16 protein-coding genes are annotated in these 18,258 nt (G+C 52.8%); 6 read left to right on the top strand and 10 right to left on the bottom strand.

Going from position 1 to position 18,258, the window contains the following annotated elements; genetic code table 11:
* Positions 1-84: 84 nt before the first annotated feature.
* The 3 genes from BMW46_RS00320 to BMW46_RS00310 all read right to left on the bottom strand — a co-directional run bounded on the left by BMW46_RS00320 (position 85) and on the right by BMW46_RS00310 (position 1,494).
* Complete coding sequence (locus BMW46_RS00320) at positions 85-471, bottom strand: TIR domain-containing protein (protein WP_074703716.1); 387 nt, start codon at positions 469-471, stop codon at positions 85-87.
* A 96-nt stretch (positions 472-567) separates the two neighbouring features.
* Entirely contained in the window at positions 568-957 is a 390-nt protein-coding gene (locus tag BMW46_RS00315) for a RidA family protein (protein ID WP_074703715.1), read from the bottom strand.
* A 75-nt stretch (positions 958-1,032) separates the two neighbouring features.
* Positions 1,033-1,494, bottom strand: a complete 462-nt coding sequence (locus tag BMW46_RS00310) for a hypothetical protein (RefSeq protein WP_074703714.1) — start codon at positions 1,492-1,494, stop codon at positions 1,033-1,035.
* A gap of 439 nt (positions 1,495-1,933) precedes the next feature.
* Between BMW46_RS00310 and epsA the strand changes: the two genes are divergently transcribed.
* Positions 1,934-2,716, top strand: coding sequence for an XrtB/PEP-CTERM-associated transcriptional regulator EpsA (epsA, locus tag BMW46_RS00305; protein WP_074703713.1), 783 nt, complete (start codon positions 1,934-1,936; stop codon positions 2,714-2,716).
* A gap of 71 nt (positions 2,717-2,787) precedes the next feature.
* On the opposite strand, the gene BMW46_RS00300 is transcribed toward epsA, so the two are convergent.
* From BMW46_RS00300 to BMW46_RS00270, 6 genes are all read right to left on the bottom strand, one after another.
* The gene (locus BMW46_RS00300; protein WP_074703712.1) at positions 2,788-5,172 is read right to left on the bottom strand and encodes a sucrose synthase; all 2,385 of its coding nucleotides are present in this window, start codon (positions 5,170-5,172) and stop codon (positions 2,788-2,790) included.
* Positions 5,156-7,321, bottom strand: coding sequence for an HAD-IIB family hydrolase (locus BMW46_RS00295; RefSeq protein ID WP_074703711.1), 2,166 nt, complete (start codon positions 7,319-7,321; stop codon positions 5,156-5,158). Before BMW46_RS00295 ends, BMW46_RS00300 begins: the two co-directional genes overlap by 17 nt.
* Positions 7,322-7,328: 7 nt before the next feature.
* The gene (locus BMW46_RS00290) at positions 7,329-8,243 is read right to left on the bottom strand and encodes a carbohydrate kinase family protein (RefSeq protein WP_256376892.1); all 915 of its coding nucleotides are present in this window, start codon (positions 8,241-8,243) and stop codon (positions 7,329-7,331) included.
* 414 nt (positions 8,244-8,657) lie between these two features.
* The gene (gene ubiE, locus BMW46_RS00280) at positions 8,658-9,392 is read right to left on the bottom strand and encodes a bifunctional demethylmenaquinone methyltransferase/2-methoxy-6-polyprenyl-1,4-benzoquinol methylase UbiE (RefSeq protein WP_074703709.1); all 735 of its coding nucleotides are present in this window, start codon (positions 9,390-9,392) and stop codon (positions 8,658-8,660) included.
* A 56-nt stretch (positions 9,393-9,448) separates the two neighbouring features.
* The gene (locus tag BMW46_RS00275; RefSeq protein WP_074703708.1) at positions 9,449-9,868 is read right to left on the bottom strand and encodes a gamma-butyrobetaine hydroxylase family protein; all 420 of its coding nucleotides are present in this window, start codon (positions 9,866-9,868) and stop codon (positions 9,449-9,451) included.
* Between the two features lie 343 nt (positions 9,869-10,211).
* Positions 10,212-10,721: a DUF1269 domain-containing protein gene (locus tag BMW46_RS00270; protein ID WP_074703707.1), complete on the bottom strand. Its 510-nt coding sequence runs from the start codon at positions 10,719-10,721 to the stop codon at positions 10,212-10,214.
* A gap of 230 nt (positions 10,722-10,951) precedes the next feature.
* Here BMW46_RS00270 and BMW46_RS00265 point away from each other — a divergent pair, with 230 nt between their 5' ends.
* The 3 genes from BMW46_RS00265 (at position 10,952) to BMW46_RS00255 (ending at position 14,875) form a co-directional block, all read left to right on the top strand.
* Positions 10,952-12,076 (top strand): S-(hydroxymethyl)glutathione dehydrogenase/class III alcohol dehydrogenase, encoded by a 1,125-nt coding sequence (locus BMW46_RS00265; protein ID WP_074704422.1) that lies wholly within the window; start codon positions 10,952-10,954, stop codon positions 12,074-12,076.
* A gap of 33 nt (positions 12,077-12,109) precedes the next feature.
* On the top strand, positions 12,110-12,979 hold the full coding sequence (gene fghA, locus BMW46_RS00260) for an S-formylglutathione hydrolase (protein WP_074703706.1): 870 nt from the start codon (positions 12,110-12,112) through the stop codon (positions 12,977-12,979).
* A gap of 1,071 nt (positions 12,980-14,050) precedes the next feature.
* Entirely contained in the window at positions 14,051-14,875 is an 825-nt protein-coding gene (locus BMW46_RS00255) for a PEP-CTERM sorting domain-containing protein (protein ID WP_074703705.1), read from the top strand.
* Positions 14,876-14,964: 89 nt separating this feature from the next.
* On the opposite strand, the gene BMW46_RS15510 is transcribed toward BMW46_RS00255, so the two are convergent.
* Entirely contained in the window at positions 14,965-15,315 is a 351-nt protein-coding gene (locus BMW46_RS15510) for a hypothetical protein (protein ID WP_074703704.1), read from the bottom strand.
* A gap of 116 nt (positions 15,316-15,431) precedes the next feature.
* Here BMW46_RS15510 and prfB point away from each other — a divergent pair.
* Both prfB and lysS read left to right on the top strand, forming a co-directional pair.
* A protein-coding gene (gene prfB, locus BMW46_RS00245; RefSeq protein ID WP_143049049.1) for a peptide chain release factor 2 occupies positions 15,432-16,536 on the top strand; the annotation gives its coding sequence in 2 pieces (ribosomal slippage) (positions 15,432-15,512 and positions 15,514-16,536; 1,104 coding nt in all).
* 15 nt (positions 16,537-16,551) lie between these two features.
* The gene (lysS, locus tag BMW46_RS00240; protein WP_074703703.1) at positions 16,552-18,075 is read left to right on the top strand and encodes a lysine--tRNA ligase; all 1,524 of its coding nucleotides are present in this window, start codon (positions 16,552-16,554) and stop codon (positions 18,073-18,075) included.
* Positions 18,076-18,258 lie beyond the last annotated feature (183 nt).

The raw sequence follows: 18,258 nt of genomic DNA, 5'->3' as shown, positions 1-18,258 counted from the left end.
ATGGAAGGTGGTATATGAAAAACTGACATGCTCCGGTCGGCAATATGCGGTTTTTTGCCGCCCGGAGTGCTCAGGAAAAAATGCTTATAGTCTGTTGAGGAACGATGAAATCGTCGGCCAGGTCCACGCATCGATCTCGCGGTCTCCAACGGGTTCAGGCAGTTTGGAGGGGAGCTTATCAGAATCTCCGTGAATAAGCAGTACAGGCATTCTCGCATCGTAAGCGCAGTGCAGTTCCCATTGCTGGCCGTCCGCTCTGACGTAGTTTTTGGTAATCAGGCCAATCACGCCATCACATCCCCTCACCGTCTCCCGGCACTCGTCTTTCCAGGAAGGCTCCCAGGACTGCTTGACGGGCATTTCCTCAAAGGAAAACTTTGTTTGCTCCCTCAATTGCTCCAGAAGCTGATCGTGAGCACTTCTGTCCCTGAGTGCAAAACTGATAAAGATCTTGTTTGTTTTTTCAGCCATCAATTACCCCCTTCATTTGTTATTAGCGTGGAATCCTAAATCCCAACCATCCTCTCTGCCAACAGCGACAGGCTCTCCCTTGATCGTTCAAATATCTCACGCTCCTGAGCCGCGCCTTGCGGTTACCTGTATCTCGATACGCATACGCGGATCCGACAGGCCGGCAGCCAACATCATTGCCGCTGGCTTTACATCCCCAAGATATTTCCGGAATATGGGCCAGCATTTGGGGAAATCGGCAGCATCAGGCAATATATAGGTGACGCGCACAATATCTCTCATGCTTGCCCCGGCCTCATCCAGAGCAGCACCGATATTTCTGAAACATTGCTCAGCCTGCTCAAGAAGATCGTCCGAGATTGTCATTTTGCTGTAATCAAAACCTGTCGTGCCTGAGACGAAGACCCAGTCACCCTCAACTACAGCCCTGGAGTAACCGATCTCCTGTTCGAAGGTGGAGCCTGAACTGATCAATCTGCGTGTCATTTGAGCTTCCTGTTTTTTTTGGTCAGCAGGCGGACGAACCTCTCCCGCTTTCCCGGATGCAGCCGATCGTGTTCCTCAGTGAGAGAAACATTGATTCTTGTCGGATACGACCGTGCATGCATATTTCATTTGCTGCACGTGTCCGGCACGATTGAATATGTATTCGGCCCGCAGCGCTTTAAATTGAGCATCTGTAAACGAAATCGAGTCAGCTACGTAACGTTCTTCATTCCAGAATCTGACCCTGCAGAAATCGGGTTCCGATCGGCATATCTTGCTGAGCGCAGCGCCATAAACGGCCTTATCCATATCCCGCTTGCCATCGATCAGGACCATATGGATATAGTTTTTTGAGTTGCCAAGCTGAATTGAGCGCACGAGGCGCCAACCGTCTCCATGAGGCAATTCCCGGGATGAAGCCGATTGTGACTGTGATTGTGATTCCGGTTGCTGCAACGAGAAGGCAGAGACGGGCCACGACAGAATAATAGAGAATGCAATCGCTATTACTCTCTTGTCCTTTACTCTCTTGTTCATGATACTCCTTTACGGAATTTCTCCGCACTGGTCAAAATCGGCAATAAAAAAAAACGCGCCTCTCCACCTCAGGGAGGAACCGTGGCTCGCTCTGTTCCCAACCTGCCCTGTTCCCCGGCTCGGGAACAAATAGCTCTGGTTCAAGAACTCTCTAGGACTAAATCCAATTTATTTTATCAACAAAGAAAGGGGTCAACAAGAAAATACCAGTTGCGGAAACGCCGTATTCCAGCGCCGCAGTGGGTAAAAATAATCCAGGAGCTTCGGTGCTGCAAGTTTAAATAGGCCTGATCGTCTGTCAGAAATCTTTACATTCTTCCCATATTTCTTCCATCAAACGTCTTTTCGACCTTTGAAATCCGCGAATTACCTCTTGGTATGAAGATTGCTTACATATAGTGTGAATGGATATCCACCGTAACTCCAATCAATATTCCCAATGAACTGGCCGGCCTCTTTTTCTGTGGAACACGTGGAGCGGTACCACCATATCATCCAGGAATGGCTGGAAGTAAGCTGTCACTATGATCTATTGCTGTGGCTGCAAGGCGAGATGCAACACTATCTGCCTCACGAGATCATGCTCGCTGCATGGGGAGATTTCGAGGCAGATGCTGTGTGTCATGACGTTGTCTCTGCCTTGCTCGAAGTGAGGAGCGAAAACTCCGATGCAAGGGCGCTGCTACCCTTACTCCAGGGTCTGTTCCACCGCTGGCTCCAACTCGACAGGGTTCCTTACGCTCTTGGTAGCGGCGAATATGGTTTCCTGATGGAAGAACGCGTCCTGCAATGTCCTCTGGGAGGGGCGCTGCAAGGTATGCATTCCATGTTGGTACATGGCATCAGCGACAAACGCTGGCAGCATGATTGTCTGTACGTAATGTTCAGTTCGAGCAGGAATATGTCCCCTTCCTCGATGGATGTCATCGGAATACTGCTTCCATATATCGACGCGGCATTCGGCCGCATCGATCCACCGCCCCGGAACAATCGACGCAGCCTGGTTCCGTTAAATCCGGAGGAGTATGGATTCAGTCCTCGCGAAATCGCGATAATGGAGTGGATCCGGATGGGTAAAACGGTTTCTGAAACGGCGGCGATACTGGAAGTCAGCACTTTTACGGTAAAAAACTGCCTGCTGGATCTATTCCAGAAACTGCATGCTGCCGACCGTTCTCAAGTGATGCCGACAGCAGAGAAAACATCGCCGAACAACAAATAAGCTTTCCCCATTGACGGCACGATGCGCATTGGAACGGTCTTATTCTTTAAAAACGCCAGCATGACCGCCTTTTATTGGGGAAGCGCCTGTGCCATAGGCCGAAACTGCAAGTGATAGAACATGTTGAGGTAACGCACGGTTTCTTCGTGCTCCAGCTTACTGACGAACTTCCAGAAACCGTAAATACGCGATAGCGTCATCATTCTTTCGGCATAGAGGCGCCAAGTATAGCGCGCTTCGACCCTTTGCAAGGCTCTCTGCGAAATCTTGTCCCAAAAACCTGGATCAACCGCCACCCGCTCAAAAAAATCTGCCATGGCGGAAGCTCCCGCCAATCCATTGTTGGGATCGAAATGATAGCCCGAAACCCCATGTTGAATGATTTCGCGCGGGCCGCCATAGCAGGTGGCGAATACAGGCAGGCCGGAGGCCATGGCCTCGATAATGGTCAACCCGAATGCCTCGAATCGCGCCGGCTGAACAAAAATGCCGCGACGGTCCGCCACGTGCCGGTACAGCTCGCCGGCAAGATTCTTTTCCAGCCGGGTGCCAAGCCAGCGCATGCGTCCCTCCAGTTTGTACTCGTTCATGAGGGCATGCATATGCTCGATCTCGGCACGCTCCTCGCCATCACTGGAGGCTGCTGGATCGATATGCCCCCCGATTACCAGAAGGTTGGCGGCAGTCGATAAGGACTCGCACTGCCCGAACCATGCGGCAAGGCCGGTAAGATTCTTCACAGTGTCCAGGCGCGCCATTGTAAAAATCAAAGGCTTCGCAGGATCCGCGAAGTAGCCCCGGCAGGGCACGCCCGGATCCTCCCCGTACAAAAGACGCTCGATGTCCGGAATCAGGGCGTCCAGGCGCCGCTCGCGATCGAGATAAGAAAAATAAACTTCTGCATCCGCACCCGGCGAAACGATATTGAACTTGGGATCGAAAAGGTCAATGCCGTTCACCACCCGGTATAAGCCGGGCATCGTATAGTTCTGGTACGTTTCATATTGGCCTACCGTCTGCTCGGTACCCGCAATTTCCTGAAAGGTGCTGGTGATGATGAAATCAGCACTGTTCATCGCGATGAGATCGGCGGTATATTGGCAGTTGAAGTGATACTGAGCTTCGTTCTCCCGCCAATACAACGCCGAGTGCAGGTACTTGCTCTGCTCCAGTGCATGCGCAATATTGCACTGAGTTACACCAATCCGTTTGGAAATCAGCGAGGCGACAAGATTTCCATCGGAATAGTTGCCTATGATCAGGTCGGGACTACCGCTGAGTTGGGCCAGAGCTTCGCGTTCAATGTCATGCGCAAAATTTTCCAGGTATGGCCATATCTCGAACCGGGAAATCCAATGGCGAACGATTTCACCGCTCGCTTTTCGAAATGGCACTCGCACGATCCATGAATTCTGGGTACCGTGGATTTTTTCCAGAGGCTGGTGGCAGAGTGTATCGCCCGCGTCGGGAATGAGGCGCGTACCAATCAGGATTTTTGGCGCCGCATCTATTCCCTGCAATATCAGGCGTTCGCTCATTTCCCGTTCCAGAGCCCGCACCTGATCGAGGATGTATACCACTTGTCCGCCCGTGTCCGGCAGTCCCAACACGTTATCCTGGCCAAAGTAGCCATGGGGAGACAGAATCAGCAGTTTCGAGATCATCGGAATGCGGGCGAGGAAGCTCTCCAGGATCTGGGGAGAGGGGGCTTCCAGAATATCCACCAACAAACTCATCGTCTCGCTCACACGGCCCACACAATTTCCCCAGCCGGGTGCAAAACCGATACCTCCGAGGGACTCGGCAACATCCTTCCACTCGGTATCGTCGGGATACTTCTCAAGCATGCTCAGAGCCCTGCGCAACCCGGAACGCAGCGCCGGCACATCGGTGAAATTGCCGCCCAACATCAACTGCTTTCCGTCCATGGAATGTACTGCCAGGAAATGCAGCAGCTTGTCCGACCCCAACCCCAGTTGCCCAAACAGCCCCCCGGCAAGTTGCTTGTTGAGGAAAATCACACCCTGCCCTATAGACCGGATTTCCTTGAGCTTTGGAGAACTGCGATTAAAAGGTGCAAAATCAATTTCCAGCACGGGCTCATTCGCCCCCTCCGGATTTACCAGCAGTTCCTTGAAAGCGAGATATTCCGACACGGTGACAGACTCGGGGATTAGCCGATCCAGATGCAGGCGGGCGTACCACCAGCACCCCGCGTCCTCGCGACCTGCCATATAGACCATTGGAGGCCGGCACACCGCTTCCTGCAAAGTGTCTACGACCTCTCGTATCTGTGAATCAGCAAGCAGAGGCGCATGATCTGCGCTCAACGCATCAAAAACCGCTCCTAGATCGGAATGAAGCAAAAGTGGCCTTTCCAGTTCGAACCACCTGCGCAGAAGCGTATACATATCACCGCGATGATCGACAGCCCAGGCTTCAAATTTGTGCAGCATTTGCAGTCTCCATGATGGAAGTACCAAATTCATAATGCGCCATACCCTCTGCAATGCCATCGGCATATGCGGACCGGGCAAAATAGATTTGCTCATTCCCTTTCAGGCTTGCGAGTTCGGGACTATGGTTGGCGACTATAACGCCCAGGGTGTCACCGATCAGCATTTCATGATCATTGCCGGAATCCCCCGCGACCAGAAATGCGCGTAGCGGCAGTCCCCACTTGTACGCAAGATAACGTATTGCCCGCCCTTTGGACGCCCTCAGTGGCAACACGTCGAGATAAGTCCCTCGCGAGTAGATCAGGTGTGCTGACAGATTCTGCTCGCGCAACAATGTGCGGATTTTGGCTACTGGCGGCATTTTTTCCGGATCCACGTTGTAGCTGAGCTTGAATTCACGCTGGTTTTCGCGCGCCTGCAGCGTGAGTCCCGGCACTCTCTGCAATACGTTTTCAATGGCATCGCGGCGCCATAGATACTTGATCAGGTTTTGCCACCCGATATCCGGACGAAGCTCGGGACCATAATAGATTTCGCTGCCCACTGCGGTGATCAGCACATCGGGCAAGGGTACGCCCCACTCCTTCAATATTTTCACGGCGCTTTCCAACGTGCGGCCAGTGGCGACACCAAAGCCCAGGTTGGGGGGCGTCGCTCGCAGGATAGCGAGAAGGCGACGCAGCGCAGCACGGTCGCCAAGCAGCGTATTGTCTATATCCGTGATGAGCATATGCGATATCAAGGGCAGCGGGCGCGGTTGCCTTTGATATATCGCCAGGTTTCGGCGGATGCGCTTGCGCTCGTGATGCAGCAGACGCGACAGAACATGCAGATATTTCCTGACATGCGCCTCCCACGTGTAGTGGTTTTTTACCCCTGAAACGCCGTTTCGCGCCCAGCGCCGCCAGCGCATAGGATCAGCAAGCGCATACTCGATCGCTCCGGCAATCGCGCCGGTGTCCGATGGATTTACCAGTATCCCATTTTTGCAGTTCGCCACGATATCGCGCGGTCCTCCATCTTCTGTCGCAACAATGGGAAGTCCGCTGGCGGCAGCTTCGATCAGTGTAAGACCGAAGGGTTCGGTAAGCGCCGGATTGATGAACACGCCCCGCCGCTGGGCTGCAAGACGGTAGAAACCGGCGATGTCGGAAGGCTTGTGGTGCTTGGGCAGGGCCACCTTGCCCCATAAATCGTAGCGGTCGATATCCAGCAGCAGATCGGTCATCACTTCGTTCTGGGCAGCATCCAGTTGACGGATGTCATCCCGGTTGCCCGCTACGATGGCGAGATTGGCCTGTTCATGTAGTTTGGGCGAACTGCCGAAGGCGGCGACCAGCGCCCCCAGATTTTTCCGAATTTCAGGACGGCAAATGGTCAATACCAGGGGCTTGCGCGGGTGGGTGAGAAAGCGATCAATGAGGCCCGCAGTCTCCACCTCCACTGGTTTTTGACGATGGGGAGGAGAAAAACGCGATATATCAGTCCCCGGTGGAATGACAACCGCGCGTTCCGGGTGATAGTTGGTGTATAACCCGTATTGCTCGACGCTTTCCTGAGGGGTGCTGGTTATGACCAGGCTAGCATGTTGCAATACCGCTTCCTCGGTAGCTATTCGCCGGTAAAAGCTGAATTGGCGCTCCAGTGCCTGCGGCTTCCGGCCTTGTGCCAGCAGGCGTTGTTGCTTGCTGCGTCCCAATGAGTGTCCGGTATGAATCTGAGGGATGCCCAATAGTTGGGAAAGCTGCATGCCGACATAACCGGCGTCGGCATAATGACTGTGGATAACATCCGGCAAGCGCTTCTGCCCGCGGAGAAAAAGCAGCGCGCGATCCACCAGTTGATCCAGGTAGGGCCAAAGGCTTTCCTTGCGCAGATAGCGACGGGGACCGCATTGAAGGCGGATAATGCGCGCATTGTTGCCCAGCGGTTCCTCAAGACGGGAATAATCCGGGGAAACCGAAGGATCTTCTATCCTTCGCGTGAGCAGATCCACTTTGCCAACCTGCGGCTGACGCGCAAGTGCTCGCGCCAACTCCACTACATACAGCACCTGGCCGCCGGTATCCGCGTCGCACCCCAACTCCATGTCGTTGCCCCGAATCAGGCCGTGCAGGCTCAGCATCAGTACGTATAACTCTTTCATCCGTCTCCTAACCGTCCACTGCCCACTGTCTGATGAACGGCTCGTAAAAATCGCCGTGTTCGGGAATGGCTCCCCGTATTCCGCAAACCGCACTGGCAAATTGCTGTGCCCGCATCAAGGTGACGGGCATATCCCATCCCCGCAACAGGCCGAACATAAAGACCGCGGAGAACGCGTCCCCCGCTCCCACCGTGTCGACAACATCCACTGCCTTGTCCGGCACAATCGATATTTTTTCTCCCCCACGCTCCAGCCACCAGGCACCGGCTCCGCCGCAGGTAATGAGCATGCCGCGCAACTGATATCGCTCAATCAGCGCTCTGGCCTGAGTCTCGGCACCAGACTCATCCATATTCATCAGTTGAGCGATACGATCCAGCTCATCGTTGTTCGCTTTAACGATATCGGCATGCCGCAGCGACCAGTGCAGTCGTTCGCCATAAATCCAGGGATCGCGCAGATTGACATCAAAAAAACATTGACCGCTGGTTGCGCGCAGCATATGACGCAGAGCGCGATGCGAGTCGGCGCGCTGAGCCAACGTTCCGAAATAGACCATTTTCGGGTTTGCCGCAAGCGCGGCCATCCGTGCCAGACGTGGATGAATATGATCGTAAGCCTGGTTAGGGACAATATTGAACCGATGCCCTTCTGCCCCCAGATGAACCGCTACCACGCCTGTAGGATAAACCGAGTCAAGCTGTATGCCATGCATACTCAATCCGGCGCTCTCCATCGTCTGCAACAGACGCGCCCCCTCCGCATCCTGGCCTATTCGACTTACGAGAATAGGCGCACAGCCAAAAGCGTGCAAATGGCAGGCTACATTAAGAGGTGCGCCACCGAGCACGTCCCGGTCGGGGAACCGGTCTATCAGTATTTCGCCAAAAAGAAGCACTGAGTGACGAACCTCGATCATCATGATAGCTCGAAAAAAATCGTCGCGAATCTACTCCGAGTTCGCCGACACACATGAGTGGGTCTTGCTTATACTTCCGTGTGAAGCCATGGGAAAAGAGGGATATTGCCTGCTATACAAGCATCTCCAGCACCGCCTGTCCGAACCTTTTTAAAGCGGGTGCATATGGCACCGATTCAGAAGCTTATTACCTTCCTCTCCTCGCTATGAATAAAGGAAGAAGGAAGCATCAGGAGAAAATTCAGGGAAAAATGAAGAGCACTCCGCTCTTATTTGTAATGATTACCGCTTCTTTTGCCTCTTTTCCATCCTCCTGTGAAAACGGAATAACCAACAATATTATCAGCTACGGAAAGGTTTCTGTGCGATAGCAGACATACGCGCGTGTGCGAAATGCGAAACAAATGCTAGCAGGTCCTAAAACTTGTATCCTCGGTGCAATGCTACGGCGTTTGCAGCAAGATTGAAATATTCCACGCGCTCGAATCCGGCTTTCTGCATCAATTGCTTCAACTCCTCCTGCCCTGGATGCACGCGGATGGATTCAGCAAGATACCGATAGCTGTCCCGGTCCTTTGCGACGAGACCCCCCATCGCGGGAAGTACCTTGAACGAGTAGAGGTCGTAGAGCCGTTGCAGAGGTTTCCATATCCTGGAGAATTCAAGCACGATAACGCAGCCCCCGGGACGTAATACGCGCAGCATTTCTTTCAGCGCAACATCCTTGTGCGTCATGTTCCTCAGACCAAAAGCAACGCTTACGCAGTCGAAGTAATTGGTAGGGAACGGCAGTTTTTCCGCATCGCATTGCGCAACCGGTACCGCAGTACCTTCATCCAGCAGCCGATCGCGACCAATGGTCAGCATGGAATTGTTGATGTCGGTCAGCCAGACCTCTCCCCTGCTCCCCACCTGCTCAAGGAAGAGCGAGCTCAGATCCGCCGTTCCCCCGGCAATATCCAGTACACGGTCCCCTGTCCGGACTCCGCTCGTTTCGACAGCAAATCGTTTCCACAGCCGATGCATGCCCCCCGACATCAGGTCATTCATCAGGTTGTAACGGTCCGCGACAGAATCAAACACACCTGCTACCTCGCGTGCTTTCTCCGTTTCCGACACGGTCTTAAAGCCGAAATGGGTAGTTCTCGTCATCGATATTCAAACTTAAATAAAGGGTAGAGGGAGAAGAAGCCTGGTTCCGGATAGCCTCAGCTTTTTGCCGCTGATTCCCGGTTCCAGTCCGATAAATACCCGAGCCGTTCCCGGCTGGCTCCCGCTTCTTCCATTCGGCGCAGATAGCGCTGCCACATTTCATCCTGTTGCAGACCATACTCGTAGAGCAGATCCCAGGAATAAAGCCCGGTATTATGGCCATCAGAAAAAGTCAGTTGAATCGCATAGTTGCCTACCGGATCGATACGATTGATATTCACCTCTTTCTTGCCGGTCTGCAGTACTTCCTGGCCGGGACTATGACCTCGCACTTCTGCCGAGGGCGAATACACCCGCAGGAACTCGCTGGTGTACTGGAACGTCTTTCCATCACTGAAAGTGATTTCCAGCAGCCGTGATTTTCGGTGTAGCTTGATTTCAACGGGAACAGGCGTGTTTTTACTCAAGCCAGCCATTGCCTTTCTCCAGTTTGATCCCGGTGGGGAATGGCGAATGATAAACCAGTAGGAGCCAAACTAAAACCTTGACGGCAAATTGGATGTGATTTCCAGCAAAAAAACCAGGGACAGAAGGGAGGATTCGGAAATAGACCAGCAGGATTCCAGCGACTTCCGACCGTTACGAGAACCTGCCTGTCCGCGCTCACCTTTGCCGCTGCCGTGCTGAGGATCAATGCAAATTATCTGCCGATAAGATCCTATGCAGCGTATGCGATTCTCATTGTTCCTCGTCGTTGTGCGAGGCTACCTTTCCCATTCACCTCGCAGCAATTTCAAAGCGCCGGTGGCGCAGGCCCGATCACGGAAAGGCGGGCTGTTTCGGTTCGGTTCCTTCAATCTCTACAGTCGGCAAATGATTTTTTATGCGCGCCTCGATCTCCTCGACACGACTTTTTGGCACATCAGCCAGTACGAGCAACTGACCTGCTTCGATCGCCTGTTCAAACTGCTTAATTCTCGAGCTTGCCGTACTCACACCAATCAGGCTTCCCGCCCAGGCGCCGACACCTGCTCCTGCAAGCGCGCTTCCCAGCACGATACCGCCCGCAATTACCGTAGACGCCGGCGGCAGAACGACCGCAACCAGTCCGGCCAGAGCGCCCGCGGTACCGCCTACCGCCAGTCCCCTTTCCACCGCGGGAATGAAGTCGGTCCTCTGCAACAGGTTGGCCTCGGGCAGATCCTCGAGCTCGGTACCGCGCCTGGCGACCACATGAATGTGTTTTTCCTCTATCCGGGATAGAAGCAACTCATCGACAATGCGTTTGGTCGTCGAAATGTCGGGAACCAGAAAGTATATTCTTCGCATCATGATCTCCTGATAATAGTTAACAAGGCAAATCACCAGCGTGCAGAATATTCAAAATATTCAAAACCGGCTGATTTCAGCATAGGACAGGTCAACCGAAAAAGCAAACCGACGCTCCCAGTGGGGGATCAGAAAATGATGGATACTGATTTACCCGTACCACATTTGTAAGTCGCTCGCATCCTCCTGCATACTAACGAGATCATGCAAAAATAAGGAGCATGCGTTACATGGATACGATAAAAACCCGCGCGGCAGTGGCTTGGGGGCCAAGCCAGCCTTTGAAGATCGAGGAAGTGGACTTGATGCCGCCAAGGAAAGGTGAGGTACTGGTGCGCATAGTCGCTACGGGAGTCTGTCATACAGACGCATATACTTTGTCCGGAAAAGACCCCGAAGGCAAATTTCCAGCTATTCTGGGGCATGAAGGCGGAGGCATCGTCGAGGCGGTCGGCGAGGGTGTAACCAGCGTGGCGGCAGGCGATCATGTCATCCCGTTGTATACCCCCGAATGCCGCGAGTGCAAGTTCTGCAGATCGGGGAAAACCAATCTGTGCCAGGCGATAAGGGCAACCCAGGGACAGGGGCTGATGCCGGACGGCACTACCCGTTTTTCGAAGGATGGAAAACCCATTTATCATTACATGGGTACCTCGACTTTTTCCGAATATACGGTAATCCCTGAGATTGCATTGGCCAAGATCAGCAAGGAAGCGCCGCTGGAAAAGGTGTGCCTGCTCGGTTGCGGCGTTACCACCGGCTTAGGGGCGGTGACCCATACTGCAAAGGTAAAGGCAGGCGATACGGTAGCGGTATTCGGTTTGGGTGGCATAGGCCTTGCCGTGATAATCGGCGCTGCGATGGCCAAAGCTGGACGCATCATCGCTATCGACATCAATCCAGAAAAGTTTGAAATTGCGCGCCAACTGGGCGCTACTGACGTGGTGAATCCCAAAGATCACGACAAACCGATCCAGGAGGTGATCATCGCGATGACCGGTGGAGGCGTGGATTTTTCCTTCGAATGCATCGGCAACGTAAAGGTCATGCGATCGGCACTGGAATGCTGTCATAAGGGTTGGGGGGAATCAGTGATTATCGGCGTTGCCGCGGCGGGAGAAGAAATCTGCACGCGCCCCTTTCAGCTCGTTACCGGCCGCGTCTGGCGCGGCTCCGCTTTTGGGGGAGTGAAGGGCCGTAGCGAACTGCCCGGCTATGTACAGCGCTATCTTGATGGAGAATTCGAGCTGGATACCTTCATTACCCACACGATGGGATTGGAGGATATCAATAATGCATTCGACCTCATGCATGAGGGCAGGTCCATCCGCACGGTGATACATTTCGACAAATGATCTGTGCGGTTTCCGTTAACAAGGGTTGTATCCATGAATCAGAATCCAGAGGAGTTGGAACTTCTCTCATCGCATCGTTCGTTCGACGGATGGCAAAAACGCTACAGACACTTTTCGCCATCGCTGAACTGCGAAATGAATTTTTCCATCTATCTTCCACCAGTAACAAACCAGGGCGAAAAGGTGCCCGCTGTCTATTGGCTGTCGGGCTTGACCTGCACGGACGAGAATTTCACGATTAAAGCCGGGGCGCAGCGAGTGGCAGCAGAATCCGGCATCGCGCTGATCATGCCCGACACCAGTCCGCGAGGAGAAAAGGTCGCGAGAGCAATCGATCATGCCTACGATCTGGGCCTGGGCGCGGGTTTCTATGTGAATGCCACGCAGGAGCCATGGAGCCGGCATTACCGGATGTATGACTATATCGTCGATGAGTTGCCGGTCCTGATGGAGAAACACTTTCCACTCGATGACCGGCGGTCGATCAGCGGTCATTCGATGGGAGGGCATGGCGCTTTGATGATCGCCTTGCGCAATCCGCAGCGATATCGGTCAGTATCCGCCTTTGCACCTATTGTGAATCCCACCACCAGTCCGTGGGGCATAAAGGCTTTCGGTCACTATCTGGGAGATGACGTCAAGAACTGGTGGAACTATGACGCCTCTTTGCTTATAGAATCTGCACGTCCACGGGAGTATCTACCCATGCTGATCGACCAGGGCTCTGCCGATGAGTTTCTGCCCGAGCAACTGAAAATCGAACGCTTTATCGCAGCATGTAATACGGCGAATTACCCTGTGCGAATCAACATGCGCGAAGGCTACGATCACAGCTATTTCTTTATCAGCACATTTATCGGAGAGCACCTGCGTTTTCACGCATGTGCTCTCAAGAATCCTTGAATAGATTCTCTGAACCTGTAAATGGAATATTCCCATCCCCCAATCCCTGCGATAATGGTGCGACAATTTGCCACATTCCCAGAGGGGTAAAAATCCATTATTCTGCCTGTGATTTCTCTTTGAAGTTGCCAGTAGTACCGTGTTTGTTTTACGCATTATTTTCCTTCTACATTTGGGCTCGTCACACATTACCCCACGTGTCACGAGCCCTTTTCTTTTTCTGATCGAGTTTTTCCTTTTGCTGATGGAGGCATCTTCTTTGAATCTGGAGAAGGAAGCAGCCATGACGTTTATTCATGAAAAAATAGGTTATCAAGGATAAAAGGGAAGCGAATTAGCAGTATTACATTAGAGCGCATAAGCGCATTTCTCTGCAGCACTGCGGATTCTTGTATTCCCTGCAACAGAACGAATACCACGTGCAAAGGTTAAATTCGGATTCACCTGATGACTGCAAATTTACGGTCTCTCTACTTCGCGAGTCATTTGGCTCTTAAGGAATAGTTAGTCGCAGTGTAGACCGATGCTTCCGTGGTAAAGCCTGGCATTTTTATAATGCTCATTTCATACCTCCTTTCGATTGATTGGAATTTAATAGTCGTAGTAAAGCGATCCGCAAAGGTATGCCGTCCGTCTCCTCGAAAACGTCGATGGAGATGACACTCGTTTGACGTACCAAGACGTACCAAGACTTACCGAGAATATTTCATTTTTTTATCCGGTCAGACTCACTCTTATGTGGGCATGTCTCGAAAATGCCCGCTCTCGTTATTAATATAGGCATACCACGACGCTCTAGCAGAGCGATTTTTGGGCGATAAAAACTTCCGTCATCAATACATCTGTATCTGGTCCCAGTCGGAAACTAGTCCTTGAATTGTTTCACCTTGCATTCTCCCGAATCTCCACTATTTTTTAACCATGAGAGATCAGCCGGTCGAACTGTAAGGAGACGGCGCAATGCAGATGCCACATCTCAATGAAATAGAGATATCTCATTACAGTCCGTCGTACTGGACGACGCGGAGGAGATGTATCAACTTGTGAGAGCCGTTTTGAGGGGATTATGGTATGAAAATCTGCCGGTTTGAACTCATGTTGTATCTCGCTGTCTCGTCACTCATTGGCCTTGGGAGCCTATGTTTTCCTGATGTTGTATTCGCCGGATTCTTGCGGCAAACCATCCAAAACAACACAGGGCAGGACGTAAACGATGTCCGCGTGACGTTCGACAATCAAACCAGAGAAGCCCGACTTACCACGCGAACAGAGCCACCGAGGACACAAAGAGGCGGTTTATCATCAGATTTGACGCAAGCTACCTTTGCGCAAAATACATTCGGGACTCTGGCCGACAAAGGCAAGGTTGATATCGATTTTGATAACAGCCGAACAACCATTATTGATAACCCGGCAAGCAGGATAACCTCGGGTAGATGGACAGAGGACGGTAACGATATAGGCAACATTACTATAGCCGGTGAACCACTGCGTCTATCATTTAATCTGACAACTGGGGAAGCGATCGTGACAGTATCGAACCATGACCCATTCCCGATAATGTACAGCGACATAGCTTTTTTCGTGGACAATGATAATGCGAACTTTAACATCGACAACTTCCTCGTACCGACAGGCACTTCGGTGCCAGGCCTGCCGACATCTATCACGCTTAGTCCTAGTGGATCTACCACGTTTTCATTTGAATTAAGTGATCCGCGCGATTATGTTCTAGGCTTGGCGAACGTGGCTTCAATCGATGACCCAAACAACTTTTTTGCTGTTGCAACGGCTGAGGTGGCTGAAATTCCCGAACCCGGCACACTCATGCTTTTTAGCACTGGTATTCTCGGCCTGCTCGGCTATAGCTGGCAACGCCGGAAGCCAAGGCTGTGAATCTTGCCAAGCCTGAGAGTCAAAATTTATTGTAAATTCATCTGGCTTTGCATCCTCAGCCTGCTATCCGCGCGGCAGTACACAAAAGCTCACGCTCCTTGTCCCCTGAACCCTTCATCCCAATTGCAGAAAGCACGGGCAGCGTTGAATATCAATTCGCCATCCAGGCTGAGTATTACGTTACCAGTTACCGTAATGGCAGCTGTATGCACATCGCGCGCAGGCCGAATAACAATCTCCACTTGCTGATCCAGCTCCCCAACGCCTGCATCAAGCACTCGAGCAAGATGTTTTGCAGCTTGTAGCGCGAATTTGGGACACTTTCGGCTCCTCATGCCGCTGAGGCGAGCAACCTCATCAGCAACCCGTGTTTGTACACCGCCTTGGTCTCGCTGCTCGAACTCGATCAGTCTGCCCAACGGTTGCCAGGTAAATTCCATCGACGAGAATCTCACTTGGCCGAAAGAGTCGGATCATACGCCTCCCAGCCTGAGGCAACGCGCTGCTTCCTGTATAATTCCCTTTTATTCCCTTCATACTTCGAAAGCATTTTTTCATGGAAGCAGAACACATCAACGCTCTCACCCACCAGCTCGGCGATCTGGATAGCCGGGCAGCAGAACTGCGGAGGTATCTTTGACTTCGATACCCAGAAAACACGCCTGACCGAGCTTAACCGGCTGACGGAAGATCCGGCTGTCTGGGATGACAACAAGCGTGCCCAGGAACTGGGGCGCGAAAAAAAAATCCTGGAAAACGTCGTCATCAACCTGGAAACAATCTCCCGCCAGCTACAGGATGCGCGAGAGCTGTTCGAGATGGCGGAAGAAGAGGATGACGACGCCACTCTTCAAAGCGTGGCGCGCGACATCAGTCATTTGGAAAAAGCAGTGTCGGATATGGAATTCCGACGCATGTTTTCCAATCCCATGGATACGAATAACTGCTTCGTGGATATCCAGTCCGGCTCGGGCGGTACTGAAGCGCAGGACTGGGCAGCCATGTTGGAGCGCATGTATTTGCGTTATTGCGAGCGCCGCGGCTACGAGGTGGAAGTAATGGAAGAATCACCGGGCGAAGTGGCGGGAATCAAGAGCGCGAGCCTCAAAATATCGGGTGAATATGCCTATGGCTACCTTCGCACCGAAAGCGGCGTCCATCGCCTGGTGCGCAAATCGCCGTTCGATTCCGGCAATCGCCGTCACACCTCGTTTGCGAGCGTATTCGTCTATCCAGAGGTGGATGAAACCATCGAAATCGATATCAACCCGGCAGACCTGCGGGTTGATACCTTTCGTGCTTCCGGTGCGGGTGGCCAGCACATCAACAAGACTGATTCGGCGATCCGGATTACACATAACCCTACCGGTATCGTTGTTCAATGTCAGAGCGGTCGTTCGCAGCATCGTAATCGCGCGGATGCGATGGCGATGCTGAAATCGCGCCTTTATGAAGCGGAGCTGCGCAAACGCAATGAGGAAAAGCAGGCGATAGAAGATACGAAAACCGATATCGGCTGGGGACATCAGATCCGCTCCTATGTATTGGACCAGGCACGCATCAAGGACCTGCGGACGGGGGTGGAAAGCGGTAACACCCAGGCTATCCTCGATGGGGATCTGGATGATTTTATCGAAGCAAGCTTGAAACAAGGCGTATAAGAGGACCGATCGAAGATGGATGAGGCTTTAGAGAAAGATTCGGAGGAAACGAATCGGTTTCAGGCAGAGATCAGGCTCGTCGAGGAACGGCGAGCAAAACTGGATGCGCTGCGTGCAACGGGCAATGCCTTTCCCAATGACTTTCCCCGCGAACATTTTTCGGCGGACCTTCATAACGCGTATAGCGAACATCCCAACGAAACGCTGGAGGCAGAACCGGTGCCCGTGCGCGTGGCTGGCCGCATGGTCCTCAAGCGGGTCATGGGCAAAGCAAGCTTTGCCACTCTGCAGGATATGGGTGGTCGCATCCAGCTTTACATTGCAAAGGATGTAGCAGGCGACAGCGCTTATGACGCATTCAGGCATTATGATCTTGGCGACATATTGGGCGCAGAAGGCACACTGTTCAGAACCCGCACCGGGGAATTGTCGGTACGGGTGACAAACCTGAGATTGCTCACGAAATCGCTGCGACCGCTGCCGGAAAAATTTCACGGCCTGACCGACCAGGAGCAGAAGTACCGGCAGCGCTATCTCGACCTCATCACGAATGAAAGCAGCCGTAAGGTGTTTATCGCGCGCTCCAGGATCATCCAGGCCATCCGCGAATTTCTGGTCGGGCATGGCTATCTGGAAGTCGAAACGCCCATGATGCATCCTATCCCCGGGGGTGCGGCGGCACGCCCTTTCATCACGCATCACAACGCGCTGGACATGCAGTTGTATCTGCGTATTGCACCCGAGCTTTATCTCAAGCGTCTGGTAATAGGTGGACTGGAAAAAGTATTCGAAATAAACCGCAGCTTCAGGAACGAAGGGATTTCCACTCGGCATAACCCCGAATTCACGATGCTGGAGTTTTACGAGGCCTACCGGGACTATGCGTATCTGATGGATCTTACCGAAGCCCTGTTGCGGGAAGTAACGCTAAAGGTGCTGGGCGCTACCAGATTCACGTATCAGGAGCGCGAACTGGATCTAGCCCAACCCTTCGAGCGGCTCACCATCACCGAGGCTATCCGGAAATTTCATCCCGAATATACGGAGGCGCAGCTCGACGATCGCGCATTCCTGATCGACAAATTGCAGGAACTCGGAATTCCTTATAAACCCGAGGATGGCGTAGGCGGATTACAGCTTACCCTGTTTGATGAAACTACCGAGCATTTGCTGTTCGAACCCACCTTCATAGTGGATTATCCGGCGGAAGTGTCGCCGCTTGCGCGCCGCAACGACAGGAATCCGGCAATAACCGACCGGTTTGAGCTATATATAGCCGGGCGTGAGATTGCAAACGGATTCTCGGAGCTGAATGATCCGGAGGATCAGGCGGCGCGCTTCCTGGAGCAAGCCAGGGCCAAGGAAGCAGGCGATGCGGAAGCCATGCACTACGACGCCGACTACATCCGCGCACTCGAATACGGCCTGCCTCCCACCGCGGGAGAAGGTATCGGCATCGACCGGCTGGTCATGCTCCTTACCGATAGCCCGAGTATCCGCGATGTCATTCTGTTCCCCCAATTGCGTCGGGAGGATTGAATATCTGGATCGTTTTCGGCTGTCTAGGGCCTGTTTTTTGAAAAACTGCGTAACAAATACGCTCTTCAATATACTCTTCAGGCGGCTGAGTTGCTCCTGACCCCATCTGGCGGAGCTTGAGCTTTGCCTCAACACTGCTGGATTCACCATTCCCAGACTTGCTTTCCCCAGGCTTGTCCGCAT

It is taken from the genome of Nitrosospira multiformis (genome assembly GCF_900111585.1).
Classification (GTDB): domain Bacteria; phylum Pseudomonadota; class Gammaproteobacteria; order Burkholderiales; family Nitrosomonadaceae; genus Nitrosospira; species Nitrosospira multiformis_B.
The sequence above is the reverse complement of the archived record's forward strand: the minus strand, read 5'-3'. Positions and strand labels throughout refer to the sequence as shown.

What these genes read in the sequence shown, in the direction of transcription:
- BMW46_RS00320 (WP_074703716.1), bottom strand. Translation starts at nt 471, where the DNA reads ATGGCTGAAAAAACAAACAAGATCTTTATCAGTTTTGCACTCAGGGAC.
- BMW46_RS00315 (WP_074703715.1), bottom strand. Translation starts at nt 957, where the DNA reads ATGACACGCAGATTGATCAGTTCAGGCTCCACCTTCGAACAGGAGATC.
- BMW46_RS00310 (WP_074703714.1), bottom strand. Translation starts at nt 1,494, where the DNA reads ATGAACAAGAGAGTAAAGGACAAGAGAGTAATAGCGATTGCATTCTCT.
- epsA (WP_074703713.1), top strand. Translation starts at nt 1,934, where the DNA reads ATGAACTGGCCGGCCTCTTTTTCTGTGGAACACGTGGAGCGGTACCAC.
- BMW46_RS00300 (WP_074703712.1), bottom strand. Translation starts at nt 5,172, where the DNA reads ATGCTGCACAAATTTGAAGCCTGGGCTGTCGATCATCGCGGTGATATG.
- BMW46_RS00295 (WP_074703711.1), bottom strand. Translation starts at nt 7,321, where the DNA reads ATGAAAGAGTTATACGTACTGATGCTGAGCCTGCACGGCCTGATTCGG.
- BMW46_RS00290 (WP_256376892.1), bottom strand. Translation starts at nt 8,243, where the DNA reads ATGATGATCGAGGTTCGTCACTCAGTGCTTCTTTTTGGCGAAATACTG.
- ubiE (WP_074703709.1), bottom strand. Translation starts at nt 9,392, where the DNA reads ATGACGAGAACTACCCATTTCGGCTTTAAGACCGTGTCGGAAACGGAG.
- BMW46_RS00275 (WP_074703708.1), bottom strand. Translation starts at nt 9,868, where the DNA reads ATGGCTGGCTTGAGTAAAAACACGCCTGTTCCCGTTGAAATCAAGCTA.
- BMW46_RS00270 (WP_074703707.1), bottom strand. Translation starts at nt 10,721, where the DNA reads ATGCGAAGAATATACTTTCTGGTTCCCGACATTTCGACGACCAAACGC.
- BMW46_RS00265 (WP_074704422.1), top strand. Translation starts at nt 10,952, where the DNA reads ATGGATACGATAAAAACCCGCGCGGCAGTGGCTTGGGGGCCAAGCCAG.
- fghA (WP_074703706.1), top strand. Translation starts at nt 12,110, where the DNA reads ATGAATCAGAATCCAGAGGAGTTGGAACTTCTCTCATCGCATCGTTCG.
- BMW46_RS00255 (WP_074703705.1), top strand. Translation starts at nt 14,051, where the DNA reads ATGAAAATCTGCCGGTTTGAACTCATGTTGTATCTCGCTGTCTCGTCA.
- BMW46_RS15510 (WP_074703704.1), bottom strand. Translation starts at nt 15,315, where the DNA reads ATGGAATTTACCTGGCAACCGTTGGGCAGACTGATCGAGTTCGAGCAG.
- lysS (WP_074703703.1), top strand. Translation starts at nt 16,552, where the DNA reads ATGGATGAGGCTTTAGAGAAAGATTCGGAGGAAACGAATCGGTTTCAG.